The organism is Chitinophaga sp. 22308 (assembly GCF_052045305.1).
Lineage (GTDB): Bacteria > Bacteroidota > Bacteroidia > Chitinophagales > Chitinophagaceae > Chitinophaga > Chitinophaga varians_A.
In genome coordinates this window covers 474748-490384 of record NZ_JBQEOP010000004.1, presented here as the reverse complement: position 1 = coordinate 490384, position 15637 = coordinate 474748, and the positions used below count along the sequence as shown (strand labels likewise).

The 15637-nt window shown below is 50.3% G+C and carries 9 protein-coding genes and 1 tRNA gene; 1 reads left to right on the top strand and 9 read right to left on the bottom strand.

All coding sequences use genetic code 11. From position 1 onward, the window contains the following. Positions 1-2: 2 nt before the first annotated feature. A complete protein-coding gene (locus ACTJJS_RS18055; RefSeq protein ID WP_440664722.1) occupies positions 3-992 on the bottom strand; it encodes an NADP-dependent oxidoreductase in 990 nt (329 codons plus the stop codon). Positions 993-1122: 130 nt separating this feature from the next. Between ACTJJS_RS18055 and ACTJJS_RS18050 the strand changes: the two genes are divergently transcribed. After that, on the top strand, positions 1123-1977 hold the full coding sequence (locus ACTJJS_RS18050; RefSeq protein ID WP_440664721.1) for an AraC family transcriptional regulator: 855 nt from the start codon (positions 1123-1125) through the stop codon (positions 1975-1977). Here ACTJJS_RS18050 and ACTJJS_RS18045 read toward each other — a convergent pair. The 8 genes from ACTJJS_RS18045 to dnaA all read right to left on the bottom strand — a co-directional run bounded on the left by ACTJJS_RS18045 (position 1955) and on the right by dnaA (position 15316). Beyond that, on the bottom strand, positions 1955-3562 hold the full coding sequence (locus ACTJJS_RS18045; RefSeq protein WP_440664720.1) for an arylsulfatase: 1608 nt from the start codon (positions 3560-3562) through the stop codon (positions 1955-1957). The genes ACTJJS_RS18050 and ACTJJS_RS18045 overlap by 23 nt on opposite strands. A gap of 24 nt (positions 3563-3586) precedes the next feature. After that, positions 3587-5221, bottom strand: coding sequence for an arylsulfatase (locus ACTJJS_RS18040; protein WP_440664719.1), 1635 nt, complete (start codon positions 5219-5221; stop codon positions 3587-3589). A gap of 22 nt (positions 5222-5243) precedes the next feature. Next, positions 5244-6716, bottom strand: a complete 1473-nt coding sequence (locus ACTJJS_RS18035) for a RagB/SusD family nutrient uptake outer membrane protein (protein ID WP_440664718.1) — start codon at positions 6714-6716, stop codon at positions 5244-5246. 29 nt (positions 6717-6745) lie between these two features. Beyond that, complete coding sequence (locus tag ACTJJS_RS18030; RefSeq protein WP_440664717.1) at positions 6746-9793, bottom strand: SusC/RagA family TonB-linked outer membrane protein; 3048 nt, start codon at positions 9791-9793, stop codon at positions 6746-6748. 470 nt (positions 9794-10263) lie between these two features. Continuing rightward, positions 10264-12618 (bottom strand): TonB-dependent receptor domain-containing protein, encoded by a 2355-nt coding sequence (locus ACTJJS_RS18025; protein WP_440664716.1) that lies wholly within the window; start codon positions 12616-12618, stop codon positions 10264-10266. A gap of 123 nt (positions 12619-12741) precedes the next feature. Continuing rightward, positions 12742-13206 (bottom strand): GNAT family N-acetyltransferase, encoded by a 465-nt coding sequence (locus ACTJJS_RS18020; RefSeq protein WP_440664715.1) that lies wholly within the window; start codon positions 13204-13206, stop codon positions 12742-12744. A gap of 262 nt (positions 13207-13468) precedes the next feature. Next, positions 13469-13559: transfer RNA gene (locus ACTJJS_RS18015), tRNA-Ser, on the bottom strand. A gap of 323 nt (positions 13560-13882) precedes the next feature. Then, positions 13883-15316, bottom strand: a complete 1434-nt coding sequence (gene dnaA / locus ACTJJS_RS18010) for a chromosomal replication initiator protein DnaA (protein WP_078669113.1) — start codon at positions 15314-15316, stop codon at positions 13883-13885. Between the last annotated feature and the right edge of the window lie 321 nt (positions 15317-15637).

The following is a 15637-nucleotide window of genomic DNA, read 5'->3' as shown; positions in this document are numbered from 1 at the left end:
TTTTATGCTGACACCGGCATGCGGATGATGATCTTCCCCTGAGCGGTACCTTTTTGCTGCGCAGCGAAGGCTGCTTTCATCTCTGCAAATTCAAAAACACCGGCGATTTTAGTGACGATGCTGCCATCGTGCAACAGCCGCGCGATATCATCAATGGCACGCTCCTCGTTGGTGACCATTTTGAAAGCGGCATTAAGCCCTTGCGCTGCGTTCCGCTCCTGCTCAGCTTTAGAAAGGCCGGAGGGCAAATAAATCAGCGGCGCACCGGGCTTAAGGTGAGGGGCAAACCAGGAAGCAGGGTTACGGCCGCCAGCGTCCAGTACGAGGTCCAGCTGCAGCGGCGCGGCGGTTGCTGCGTCGAAGGAGGCATATTCAAGGATCTCATCGGCGCCCAGCTCGGCTGCCAGGGCGGCATTGGCCGGATTGGTCAGCGCAATGACATATGCTCCCAGGTGTTTGGCCATCTGTACGGCATAGTGGCCTACACCGCCGGTGGGCGCGGTGATCAGGACACGGTCGCCGGGTTTAACGGTGTAATGTGTGGTGAGGCACTGCCAGGCGGTGATAGCAGCCAATGTGGCGCCGGCGGCGGCTTCAAAGCTCACCTGCGCGGGCTTCAGCGCCAGGTGCGATGCCGGGGCGGCTACATATTCGGCGTAGGCTTTACCATGACCAGGGAAATGCACCATACCGAATACGGCATCGCCCACTTTAAATTTAGTGACATCGCTGCCTACGACGGTGACTACCCCGGCGATGTCCCAGCCCAGTATAATAGGCGATACGCCGTCAAATACCGGCGCAGCGCTGCCGCGCATCCGTTCGCCGTCACGGGTGACGATATGGTCTTCCAGCGTTTTAACATCTACGGGGTTGATGGACAGTGCATGGGTCTTCACCAGCACCTCATCGGAGGCGATATTAGGAACTGCTGTCTCTGTTACTGCCAGCGGGGATGCAGGGTCGAGTTTTTCTAATACTATAGCTTTCATCTTTTTGTAATTTTTGGTACTGGCAAAGGTAGCAGGACAACTGCCGCTGGAATGGTAAACAGAAAGGGAAGAACGGTAACGAGATGGGATGACCCTGAACCGCCAACATCAAAATATGTAACTTAGCGGTATGGAAAAAGCACACTCACCCTTCAGCGTCAACATAGAAACACTGGACCACTGGGAGAAACGGAACCGGCGGAATAACTTTTTCGAACTGGTGTATATCATCGAAGGAAAAGGGGCACAATGTGTCAACTATAACCAGATCCCCTACCAGGCTGGCAGTATATTCCTGCTGCCGGCATCAGACTGCCATACTTATACTATCAGGGAAGAAACCACTTTCCTGTTCATTCGTTTTACCGCGACCTATTTCTCCAGCGATGACGACTGTGTAATTGACTTCGGCAAATGGTTCTGCCGGCTCAATTTCATCATCGGCAACTACAACCGGCTGCCGGGAGAACTCATCAGTGATCCGGTGGACAAACAACATCTCGTACAACTGCTACAGTTGCTGATGGTGGAAACCAAACGCAACGACCCGCATACACGCCGCATCATGCAAAGCACCATGGTTACGGTACTTGAACTGATCGCCCGCAATGTGGCGGCAGTGATATCACCACAGACACTATATGAAGAGAAAAAATTTGCCGACATGCTGCTGCACATCCACTACCATCTGCTGGATGAAGAGATGATCTCTCCGCAATACCTGGCCGAAAAGTTCCATATTTCAGCGACCTATTTCAGCGAATACTTCAAACGTAACGCCAACGAAACCTATCAGGAATTTGTGCTCCGGTCCAAGCTGAAACTGGCGGAAGCCAAGGCCCTGTACACCGACATCCCCTTTAAGGAAATAGCGTACGACCTCGGCTTCACCGACAGCAGTCATCTCAATAAAATGATGAAACGTTTTTACAACCAGGGCATGTCAGCCATCCGCAAAAGCGCTATAGCCGCCCCTTTGGTTTGATTTGCTCATATTCTACCACCCCGGTACGTTTGGCCCATTCAAAATAAGCGGCCGACAACTCATTGACCAGCTGCGGATTCTTAGCTGCCAGGTCGTTGGTTTCGCCACGGTCTTCGTCAATGTTGTACAGCTCCCACCGGTACTGCGGATAGATAGACACCAGTTTCCATTTGCCCTTGCGCACCGCGCGGTTACCGGCCCGCTCCCAGAACACTGGCTCTTCGCGGTGCAGTTCTTCCCCACGGAAGAACAGTCCCGTCAGGCTCCGGCCGGGTAACGGGTTCGGCTGTACGCCTTTATACTGCTGCGGATACCGGGCGCCGGCCAGTTCATAGAAGGTAGGCGCCAGGTCTATCAGATGAGCGGTGCCACGGGCGATGCTGCCACCTTTGATTTTAGCAGGATACCAGGCAATCAGCGGAGAACTGATACCGCCTTCATACATGAAATTCTTAAACGCACGGAAAGGACTGTTGGACACGTACGACCAGTTTTTGCCCTGCGACTCAAAAGAGCCGGCCGTGCCTACCGGACCGGTATTACGGGCGGCGCGTTTTCCGCCCCAGTGCGCCACATCTTCTGCCGGAGCACCGTTGTCAGAGATAAATACGATCAGCGTATTATCGTCTTTTTTCAACGCTTTCAGTTTATCCAGCACCTTGCCCACACCCTGGTCCATACGGTCCACCATGGCGGCATACACCTCCATTTTGGCTTTCCACAGTTCTTTTTCGTCATAGGTGAGGCTGTTCCATTCGGGGACCTCCGCGTCCCGCGCAGCAATGGTCTGTTGCGCATCGAGAAGGCCGAGCTGCCGCTGTCTTGCCAATCGTTCGTTGCGCAACGAATCCCAGCCGATGTCATAGCGCCCCTTGTATTTGGCAATGTCTTCGGGAAGCGCCTGCAGCGGCCAGTGTGGCGCATTGAAAGCGAGGTACAGGAAGAACGGCTTGTTGCTTTTGTTTTGCTCTTCGAGATATTTCACGGCATGCGCGGCGATCTCGTCAGTAAAGTAATAGCTGTTATCTGCCGGATGCAGGCGCTGATTATTCTCTATCAGCACCACCGGATACTCGGTACCAAACAATGGCATCGGTTTGGCGTCAAAGTAATCAGCGCCGCCGCCGATGACACCATAATACCGCTCAAAACCACGCTGATTGGGCCATGCGAGGCTATCATTCCCAACATGCCATTTGCCGGACATCAACGTGTTATAACCTGCTGTCTTCAATACCTCCGCCAACGTCAGCGATTCCTTGTTCAGAAAACCCTGATAGGCAGGCAGCCCGAGGTTTACATCGAAGTAACCCACACCAGCCTTGTGCTGGTATTGGCCAGTCATCAGGGATGCCCGCGTAGGCGCACAAATGGAGTTGTTATAAAATTCTTTCAGCCGTAATCCTTCTTTGGCGAGGCGGTCCAGGTTGGGTGTGTGAATCTCCGAACCATAGGCCCCGAGATCGGAGTAGCCCATGTCATCTACCAGGATAAGGATGATGTTGGGATTTTTCGTTTGCGCGTATACGTTACCTGCGGCCGACAGCTGTGCGATAGCTGCCAGTGCTATCCATATTTTTTTCATGTTTGTTTTTTTAGGATGATGACCTTATTTTTTTCTGCCTGCCGGCGATGTGGGACCTCCTCCTGTTGGACCGGCAAACCCGGCAGGGCCAACAGGTTTGATCTTATCATAATCCACCACGTTATTGTTTTTGGCCCATACGTCGTACGCGGCTGACAGTTCTTTCACGACCTGCGGTTGCTGTGCTGCGAGATCGTTGGTTTCGCCCCGGTCGCGGTCAATATCGTATAGCTCCCATTCTTTGGACGGGTACGACGATATCAGCTTCCATTTGCCTTTACGCACGGCCCTGTTGCCTGCCCGCTCCCAGAACAGGGGCGCGGCCCTGTCTATCTCCCGAAGGGAAAAAAATAAAGGCGCCAGGCTCACCCCTTGTAATGGATGGGTAGCAACGTTGTGATAGGTGGCGGGATAGGCCGCTCCGGCCACTTCATAGAAAGTAGGTGCCAGGTCTATCAGGTGGGCCGTACCACGGGCAATGCCACCGCCTTTGATTTTGGCAGGAAACCAGGCGATCAGCGGGGAACTGATACCACCTTCATAAGCACTGGCTTTATAAGAACGGAAAGGGGCATTGGAAACATGCGCCCAGCTCTGCTCCTGATAGTCATAGGAACCGGCGGAACCGATAGGGCCTGAACTGCGCTGCCGCTTTCTGCCAGCGGGGATAAACCCGCCCTGGGCACCGTTGTCAGAGATAAATACAATCAGGGTGTTATCATCTTTCTTCAATGCTTTCAGTTTGTCCAGTATCTTACCAATGCCTTGGTCCATACGGTCTATCATAGCCGCATATACTTCCATTTTTTTCTCCCATAACTTCTTCTCGTCATAGGTAAGGCTTTCCCACCCGGGCACTTCGGGATCAGGTGCTATCGTGGCGTCAGGTTTGATCAGTCCCAGTTTTTTCTGCCGCGCTATACGTTCTTCGCGCAGCGAATCCCAACCAATGGCGTATCGGCCCTTGTATTTGGCAATATCTTCCGGAAGCGCCTGTAAGGGCCAGTGTGGCGCATTATAGGCTACGTACAGAAAAAATGGTTTATTGGTATGACTTTGCTCTTCGAGAAATTTCACCGCGTGGCCTGCAATTTCATCGGTCAGGTAATGTCCCGGCTCCAGGTTGAAGCGACGGTTGTTTTCCACAAGCGGCACTGGTGGCGCTTTATCGGTATAATTACCAATATCGAAATAATTGCTGGCGCCGCCGATGAAACCAAAGAACCTGTCAAACCCGCGCTGATTGGGCCAATAGATGCTGTCATCACCGACGTGCCATTTGCCGGACATCAGCGTGCTGTAACCGGCCTGTTTCAGCACTTCCGCCAACGTGAGCGATTCCCGGTTCAGATATCCCTGGTATGCCGGCAAACCGAGGTTGACATTAAAGAAACCAATACCGGCTTTGTGGTTGGACTGCCCCGTCAACAGCGATGCGCGGGTAGGCGCGCAGATGGAGTTGTTGTAGAACTCCTGTAGCCGCAGCCCTTCGGCCGCCAGCCGCGACAGGTTAGGCGTTTGTATTTCTCCGCCATAGGGCGCAATGTCGGAGTAGCCCATATCATCCACCATAATGAGGATGATGTTGGGCTGCTGTTTCTGGGCCATGCTCCAGCTGAAACAGCCGAGCAGGGCCAGGGTGGTAAGCATCTTTTTCATCAGACATACTTTAAAAGCGATATCAATAATTAACCCACAGCGGGTCTTGTTTCAGTTTGGGATTGAGGTTCAGCTCCCGCTGCGGTGTCGGGAAATGGATATGCCGCGGCGCCGCCAGCGTTTTACCGGCAGCTTTCAGCACTTTGACATAATAATCCGGCCCGCGCCGTACCAGGTCAAACCAGCGCTGGTATTCATACACAAACTCTTTCCTTCTTTCCTGGAACACGGAATCACGGAAGTTGTCCGCGCCTAGGCCGGGCGCCACATCCTGCAAACGTGCCACACCGGCACGTTGCCGCACAGCATCTACCGCCTGGTACGCCTCTGTTGTAGGGCCATTGAGCTCATTCAGGGCTTCCGCATAGATGAGCAACACTTCCGCATAACGGATAATCGGAAGGTTTTTGGAAGACTCCCCCTGGTTACCGATTACCGCGGGATCATAGTATTTGTAGAAGTGTGGTTCAAAGGTGTACAGCTTTCCATCTGTGGGGCTGGTCATCTGTGTGACAAAGGTGACAGCTTTACGGGCATCGCCCTCCGCAAAACTTTCGTATAGCCCTCCCTGTTTGTGAAGCGCATCAGCATAGTCGCCATTGATACCAGGTACTTCATTGGGTGCAGAGCGGCTGGCCAGGCTATTGCCCTGGTAACCGGAATTGCCCTGAAACTGTGCAGAGAATATATGTTCAATGCCATTCTTTTTGGCCACATTAAACACATCGGCGTAATTCTCAAACAGGCCATACCAATGACTGTCGATCACCTCTTTGCTTTTAGCGGCCGCTTTGGCCCAGTCTTTCCGTGTGAGGTAAACTTTCGCCAGCAGGCTCCTGGCCGCGCCGGCGGTGGCCCTGCCGATATCATTGGCGCCGTATTCATTGGGCGCGGGAAGGCTCTCCGCGGCGGTAAGGTCACTGATGATCTGCGCATATACATCTGCTTCCGGCGATTTCTCCACATACAGCGCCTCCGGCGACAGCGAGCCGGGTTCGTGCAAGACCAGCGGCACCCCGCCAAACCATCTCACCAGGTTAAAATAATGAAGCGCACGCAGGAACTTCGCTTCATTGATCAGGCGTACCCTTATCGTTTCGGTGATATTCTCTTTTTTGATCAGCGCAATCCTGTCAATGGCGATGTTAGACACATTGATGGCATCATAACTCTGCTTCCACAACTGCTCCATCCTGTCGTTGGAGGCATCATGGGTAAGCCCTGAAATAGCCCGTACATGCGCATTACGCGCACGTGGCCCTGCCTCATAGTCATCGGTGGCCATCTCCACGCCTATCTGGAAAAGACTGTTGTAAAGCGACTGGCCGCTTTCATACAACTTGCGGTAAGCCGCTGTCACGGCTGCATTGGCCTGGTCTTCGTTCTGGTAAAAATTGTCGGTGATCAGAACTGCTTCCGGATGTTCATCCAGCCTGGAGCAGGAAGTTCCCAGCAGCAGCAGTAACACACTATATCGTAAAAAGGCTTTTTTCATACGTTCATTTTTTGGAAGATGAATAACGACTACAGGGTAACGCGTACGCCTGCACTGACTGTCCGCGATACCGGATAGATACCCAGGTCTGTTCCCGGGGAGATATTATTGCCGGAGGTGACTTCCGGGTCGAAGCCGGTGTAGGAGGTCCAGGTGAGCAGGTTTTGCGCGGATACAAACACGTTAATGGCTGATACTTTTCCGATAACCGACTTCGGCAGCGAGTACCCCAGCGACACGTTTTTCACACGCAGAAAGGAGCCGTTTTCAATGAACCGGTCGGAGAAAACCGGCGCAGGGTCCAGCTTGGCACGGGGCGTCGTTTGACTGGGATGTGCCGGTGTCCAACGGTCCAGGGCGGATGCGGCAGCATTTTGCTGGCCGTTAAACAGCTCCAGGGACTGCTGGTTGGAGTTCAGGATTTTATTTCCATAAGAACCCTGCAGGAACACGGACAGTGAAAACCCTTTCCAGGAGAAGTTATTGCCCAGTCCGAGTATAAAATCAGGTTGCGCGTTACCGATAATCGTACGGTCGTTGGCGGTAGTAAACACGCCATCGCCATTGATATCTTTATACAGCCGGTCGCCTGCTTTGGGTACGGCATTGCCGGTATATTTGCCTTTGGTCGCTTCTTCACCGGTTTGCAGGATACCATCTGTAACCGTGCCATAGAAGCTGCCCAGCGGTTGCCCCACCTGGACAATGTAGTTCCCGCTGATATAGGACCGGGCGCCATTACCGATTTTCAGTACTTCGTTACGGTTAAAGGAAATATTAAAATCGGTGTTCCAGGTGAAGGCACCGGTAAAGTTCCGGCTGCTAAGGCTCAGCTCTATGCCTTTATTCAGCACTGATCCGAAGTTCTGTAAGGAAGAAGTTTGTCCGGAGGTCCAGGGGATTTCCACGTTCAACAGCAGGTTGGTCGTCTTCTTATAGTAGGCATCTACGGTAAACAACAAGCGGCTGTTGAGGAAAGCTGCATCCAGACCGGCATTGTACTGATACGTTTTTTCCCATCCCAGGTGATCATTGGCCAGACGGGAAGGCGCAAAACCGGTCGCCATATTTTTGCCGAAGAGATAGTTCAGGCTGTATAAAGTGGCAAGCGACTGATACTCGCCGATTTCGAGGTTACCGGTAGTGCCGAAGCTGGCACGTAGTTTCAGGTCATTCACTACACGCGATGCATCTTTAAAAAACGGCTCATTGCTGATACGCCATGAAGCGGCGGCAGAAGGAAAATAGCCCCACTTATTGCCTTTCCCGAAACGGGACGAGCCATCGGCCCGGATGCTGGCAGTAAAGTAATAGCGGCTGTTGTAATTGTAATTAACACGTGCCAGGTAAGAATGCAGCACCCAGGCGGTGGCGTCAGCAAAAGGGCGCACCAGTGTGGCGCCGCTCTGCAAACTGTTGTAGGTTAGGTCGTCTGTGACAAAATTCTGTGCACCGGCCCTTACAATGTCGCTTTTGAATTCCTGTTGCGTAAAACCCGCCAGCACATCAAAAGTATGCTTAGCTATATTCCGTGTATACGTTACCGTATTTTCATTCAGCCAGGAGTAGGCGTTGTAGGTGCCGCGGGCGGCGCTTCCTTTAGTTAGTAGTCCTTCGTATATGGTAGACGGGATATAATTCTTTTCGGTGGTATTGTTCACATCGGCTCCCAGCAGCACTTTTACATTCAGGCCGTCGATAATGTTGTATTCGGCAAAAGCGGTCCCCAGCAAACGGTTGGTGGTGGACTTGTTGATCTGTTCATTGATCGTGGCTACCGGGTTGGCGAAAATATTCTCAAAAGGATTACGCAGGGTATAGCTGCCATTGGGTTCGTAGATAGTTGCCGTAGGCGGCATCAACAACAGCGAGGTAACAAAGCCCGAAGGCGCCACGTTAGCATCTGACTTGTTAACAGAAAGGCTGGCGCTGACTTTCAGCCTGTCTAACGGCTGCGCGTCTACGTTGGCCCGGATACCCAGCCGGGTAAAGTCCGTGTGTTTGATAATCCCCTGTTGATCGAAGTAGTTGCCGGAGAGCAGGTAACGGGTTTTGGCGTTGCCACCGCTGATAGACAGCTGATGGTTCTGTACCGGTGCTGTACGGAACACCGCATCCTGCCAGTCGGTGCCTTTTCCCAGCTGGCTGACCTGGTCCGCCGACAGGTACTGGTTAGGCCCTTTCGACGGGTTAGCGTCATACAGCGCTTCATTGCGCAGGATTGCGAAGTTGCGGGCGTCCAGCAGGTCTATTTTCTTTCGAAGTGATTGTACGCCATAGGAACCTTCGTAGTTCAATGTATTCCTTTCCGCTTTGCCTTTGCGCGTAGTGACGATCACTACGCCGTTGGCGCCACGGGAGCCATAGATGGCCGTGGCGGAGGCATCTTTCAGGATATCGATGCTTTCTATGTCTGCGGGGTTGATGCTGGCCAGCGGGTTGACAGGCGCGCCCGTGAGGATGCCAGGACTGGCAGTACTGTTATAAATAGGAAAACCATCAATGACATATAGTGGTTCGTTGCCGCCCTGTATAGAGCTGCCGCCGCGGATGCGGATGCTGACGCCGCCGCCGGGCTGCCCGGATGTCTGCGTTACCTGTACGCCGGGAATCGCGCCTTTTAACGCCTGGTCAAAGGAGCTGACAGGCTGCTTCAGCAGCGGACCGGAAACAGAAGCAATAGCGCCGGTAAGGTCGCTTTTTTTCTGTGTGCCATAACCTACTACCACCACATCATTCAACTGGCTTTGTATCGCTTCCAGCGGAATCTCGATATGGCCACCGGTAGCAGTAACTTCTATTTTACGGTAACCGATGTAACTGATGATCAGCGTATAGGGGAATTTCTGTCCGGTAACGAATACAAAACGTCCTTCCGCATCCGTGGAAACACCGTGGGTAGTGCCTTTGATATTCACTACTGCTCCGGGTAAAGGCTCATGGGTACGGGCATCTACCACGCGCCCCGTCAGATGCGAATTAATCAGCGGCGTGGTGGGCACCTGCGCCACCACCAGCAGTGGCAGCAAATAAAGCATGGATAGCCCTATCCATGCCAATATGTTTTTTCGTAACATTCTTTGCATGTTTTAAAAGTTTAGACCACCCGCCGCCAATGTTGCTGGCAGCAGGACATAACAAGGCCTGCCCGGAGAAAACGGGCTTCTCAGAGAAATGACAAAAGGGAAAGCGCCGGAAAGCTGTTACCGTCTACAACAGCATACGAAACAGCACCGCGCTCCGCATGTACGGTTAAAGTAGTCAGTGGTTGACATCTACTTAAAGTTTAGTATTGAAGAATAAGTCGCCCTGCAACACTGCTGCCGGTAGTTTTATCGGGTGGTGCTAAAAACTACACAAGGCTGGTTCTGCTGTATATAGATTGGTTTTACAGTGTGCGCTGATATGACAACGGCGTAAAAGTAATACTATTTTTATTAGTACACAATATTTGTAGACTATTCATTGCAAGATTTTTTTATCCTGTCGGAGATTGTTTACCCTAAACAAAAAGAGCCGGTTTGAAACCGGCTCTTTTATATGAATATCAGAATTTAAGGCTGACGCTACCCGTGAAGCGGGCGGGGTTCTGCGGCGTTAACCGCACCGACCAGGCCTTTTCACTGGTCAGGTTATCCACCTTGGCGCCTACACGAATCTTGCCATAGTCATAAAACAAGGCTGCATTCAGGATGGTATAGGACGGGATGATCACCCTGGCGGTCTGGGTATTGGTTTGGAACGAAGCACTACCGGCATTACCGCCGAAGCCAATACCGAGTCCTTTCAGCGTTCCTTTCGGGAAACGGTAACTGGCCCAGAAATTCAGCATTTTATCCGGCCCGGACAACGCAGGGCGCAGTCCTTCCACCGACTTGTCCGCTTTCGTATATTTACTATCGTTATAAGCATATCCAGCCACTATGTTCAACCCTGTGACCGGTGCAGCAGTAAATTCCACCTCCACGCCTTTGCTTTCCTGGGTACCGTCCTGAATGGAATAGTTCACATCATTGGGATCTGTACGTAACACGTTTTTAACGCGGATATCATAGTAACTGACAGTGCCTACCAGCTTGTGGTCCAGCACATCCGCCTTCACGCCGTATTCCAGCTGGTTGCCCTGCTCCGGTTTAAAAGAATTGCCTTGCGCATCTGAACCGCTTTTGTTGAGGAAACCATTCATATAGTTACCAAACAGGGACACCCTGTCTTTCACTACCTGGTACACGAGGCCCAATTTGGGAGACAGTGATGTCTGGCCATAAGCACCGTTGGTCACGCCGGTAGTGATGTTATATACTCCCTGGTTCTCGTATCGGTCCAGCCGCAGGCTCAGCATGGCCATCAGGCGGTCCGTAAAGTTGATCACGTTGGAAGCGTAGACGGCGTAGGTGTTATCACCATTGTTTTCCCGGCGCGGCGTACCGTTAGGCACCAGCGCGTCAATATCTGCACGGGTGATCTTATAGCTGTTCCCCGGATTGATAAAATTCACCGTAGGCCCGTTAACGGACACACGGTCAAATGAATTGGAGTTGTTGTAATAGTCGAGTCCCACTACCAGGCGGTTACGGAAAGCACCCAGTTTAAAATCCCCGATGAAGTTCTGCTGTATGTCAGTTGCAATAAAAGCGGTGTAGCCCACCATTACCTGCGCGCGCAGGGTAGAATCAGAGCGGCCGTTCAGCGCGGTGATGTATCCGTCGATAGAAGAGCGGGCACGGGAAAGAATTGTTTGTGATGTCCAGTTGGAAGATATTTTATAGTTCAACTGTGCAAAAATGTTCATCATCTGCGTTTGATACGCGATATCATTACCCAGGAACATACGGTTATAGGGAAAACCCATATCAGCGACGGACTGTGTTTTGTTGCTACCGGTATAAGGGTTGAAACGCACTACCGAAGTACCTTTAGCCTGTCCGAACTCCACATCGAGCAACAATGACAGTTTATCCGTGATCTGATACGAGAAGCTGGGGGCCAGGCTCAGGCTGCGGGTAAAGCCCATGTCCTGAAAACTCTGTTCAAATGTAGTGGCCCCGTTCAAACGGAACAACATTGTTTTATCTGTATTCACGGGTGTGTTCACGTCTACGGTCAACCGGTTAAAGTTCCAGTTGCCGCCATAGTAAGCCACTTCGCCACCAAAACCGTTATATGGTTTTTTGGTAACACGGTTGTATAAACCGCCGTAACTGCTGGACACGTTGGTGCCAAACAGGGTGGCAGACGGCCCTTTGATAGCTTCCACCCTTTCCAGGTTGGCCGGGTCGATAGTAGAAAAAGCCGCACCGGCAACTCCGTTTCTGGCATTCGGTTCTGTTTCAAAACCGCGGGAGCGGAAAGTGACACGGCCCTGGTTGGCCAGCATCGGAATGCCTGCTCCGGGCACATTACGGGAGATACTGCCAAGGTCAAGCGCCATCTGTTCTTCTATCAGCGCTTTCGGCACAATGTTGTACACCTGCGGGTTTTCCAGGTTTTTCAGGGGCAGGCGACTGATATAGATGCTCTCTTTATGAGAGAACTTATTCACGGTGCCCACTACCCTTACTTCCTGCAAGGCCTGTATGTTTTCTTTACTAAGCTGATAATCCACTACCGTTGGTTGTCCTGCGGTGATGACCACCGTAAAGTCTTTTTCTGTGGCGCCCAGCATTTGTATACGCAGCGTGTATGTTCCGGGAGTGATGCCGGTGATCTGGTACTCTCCTGCGTTGTTGGTCAGTGTGCCTTTCTGCAACACCGGCAATGACACTGATACCAGCTCCAGCGGCTGATGGTCCAGCGATGTAATTTTACCAGTGAGGCTCCCTGTGGTTTCATGCTGGGCTGCCACCCACAAAGGCAGCAGGAGCCATATCCCCCATATCATCCGCTTCAACATAATGCTCATGCAAAAAATTTTTGCAAAGGTAAATGCAGGCAGACGGAATGGTTTACGAATTCAGGAATAATAACGGGCTGTATTTGCGCATTCAGGAATTTGAAGAGATGCAAAGCCTTCTTCCGGCGACGGCTAAAGTGTCTTTATCATTAATGTCTCTTCAAAGCCTACGCCGTAGTGGTAAACAGTGAAGTCCTTTACCTTCTGCCAGCCGTTTTTATGGTAGAATGCCAGGCCGGCGGGAGATGCTGCTAACTGTAACGCCTTTATTCCGTGGGCACGCGCGTAATTTTCCAGGTGCGACATCAGTTGTTTTCCTATTCCCTGGTCCACTTGTTGGAGCCGTGTGTAAAAGCCGACCACCAAATCGTTGTCCAGTGCGACAGTGCCAACAATGTGGCCATTTGCTTCCGCACAGAACATGACCTGCTGATTTATCTTTTCAATCATGGTCTGTTCAGAATAGTATCTAATGAATATTTCCCACTGTTCGGGGCTGTAGTGGGGTTTTAGCAGGGCATTTGCATTTTCGGTAATGAGGTCGCTCAGTTGTTTGGCATCGGTGATGGAGGCTTCTCTGATAGTAATTGGTCCCATGTTAAATGATTTAACTTAAAAACATCTAATTATTATCCATTCAAAACTAACCCACTCTTTATTCACCTCGTCAGTTGGGCAGGTAAAGTTACTTAATTGCGTCGTCAGTGCAGGCGCAATAGTATCTGTAAAAAAACAAAACAGCGATACTAGTTTTCATTAAACTGCTATCGCTGCTTTATATTCAGCGGAGCGTCAATAGCGCTCCGAAATCTGTTTAAAATAAAAAAGTCTTCAAATAATATTTGAAGACTTTTCTCTGCGGTGAGGGAGGGATTCGAACCCTCGGTACAGGTTTAAGCCCGTACGACGGTTTAGCAAACCGTTCCTTTCGGCCACTCAGGCACCTCACCGTTCCTCTGTGAAGGGGTTGCAAAAATAGGAAAAGTTTTATATTCTCCAAAAGCAATTTAATTTTTTTCAGAAATTTTCTTTGAAGCAGTGAAGACGAGCGTGGCACTTACCGGCAGAAGCCTTTACAGTAAAGCATTACAGCGTATTACCTTAAAAATATCGCCGCGTCTTTTTTACGTTCATTACAACAGCTGTCTTGTCAATAACGGCAATTAAGTTGCACAAAATCGTAAAAACACATGTTATTTTAATAAATATGTCATAAACAATAATGCCGCTCCGGTATGGAGCGGCATTATTCAAATAGGTTAGGGGATGGCCATTACATAGCGGCCAGCTGTACTTTTTGCTGTAGTTCGATTACGCTGTCGCGGAAATTATTGTCGGTGTCCATCAGGTCTTTAACGGTTTGACAGCTGTGGATCACTGTAGTATGGTCTCTGCCACCGAAATGTTCGCCGATGGTTTTCAGTGAATTTTTTGTAAATGACTTAGCCAGGTACATGGTTATCTGTCGCGCCTGTACGATTTCGCGTTTGCGTGTTTTCTGCAGCAGTTTATCGTAGGGCACATCAAAATATTCGCAGACCATTTTCTGGATGCTTTCGATGGTAATTTCTTTGGAAGAAGTTTTAACGAAAGACTTCAGTACACGTTTAGCCAGTTCGAGGTCGATCTCTTTGCGGTTCAGGGAAGACTGGGCCAGCAGGGAGATCAGCGCACCTTCCAGTTCACGTACGTTGGTTTGTATGTTATAGGCAACATACTTCACCACTTCCTTTGGCATTTCCAGTCCGTCGTTTTTCATTTTGAGTTCCAGAATTTCCATTCTGGTTTCAAAGTCAGGTATCTGGATATCCGCGCTGAGGCCCCAGCGGAAGCGGCTCAGCAGGCGTTCCTGTACGCCATCAAGGTCTTTGGGGGCCTTATCCGACGTAAGGATCAGTTGTTTGCCTGATTGATGCAGATGGTTAAAGATCGCGAAGAACGCGTCCTGTGTTTTTTCCGCACGGGCAAAGAACTGGATGTCATCCACGATCAGTACGTCTATCAATTGATAGAAGTGAATGAAGTCGTTGATGATATTATTTTTTGAGTGATCAATAAACTGGTTGATGAATTTCTCGGCACTCACATACAGCACGGCCTTATTCGGATGAATACGCTTCACTTCATTGCCCACGGCCTGTGCGAGGTGTGTCTTTCCCAGTCCAACGCCACCGTAGATCACCAGTGGGTTGAAAGAGGTGCCGCCTGGTTTTTCCGCGACCGTTTTTCCTGCCCGGCGCGCCACACGGTTACAATCCCCCTCTATATACGCATCAAACGTATAGTTTGGATTGAGCTGAGAATCGATCTGTACCCGTTTAATCCCCGGGATAACGAATGGGTTCTTTACCGGGTTATGTATGGTTAACGGAAAGTCTACCTCATTATCTTTCTGGGGTTTTGTGAACTGCGTAGGCATGTTCACCGTTCTGGGATGTTGGTGTGGTGTACCGTTTTCCACTACAATGCGGTATTCCAACCGGGCTTCTTTACCTAATTCTCTTTTTATAGTTTTCCCTAACAATCCCACATAATGCTCTTCAAGGTATTCATAAAAGAATTGGCTGGGGACCTGGATGGTTAAAACATTGTTTTCAAGTTTAATGGGCTTAATAGGTTCAAACCAGGTTTTAAACGGCTGCCATTCCACAATATCCCTAATTATATTAAGACACCTTTCCCAAACTTGTTCGCAAGTTTTATTCATTGAGATAAAATAAATTAGTTGTTTCTTAATTAAGGATGCTGCTTAGTTCTCGAATTTTTAGAAATCTCCCAACGCAGGATGTTGAAAAATTTTCAGACAGGACGACGAATATCTGTAGAAAATGTTGAAAAAAAAAATTTATCTACCCTTGTTTATATTCCCCGGACAACAGTGTGTTGATACTGCGTCACGCCCTGCTGTCAGCGCTTTACAGCACTAACGTTACACGGATTTCAGTACTATAAACTCCGTTGATTAGCAGCATCTTTGTCTTTCTCATTGTCCTTTTTATCATAAATATGGATATATAACTGATAAAAT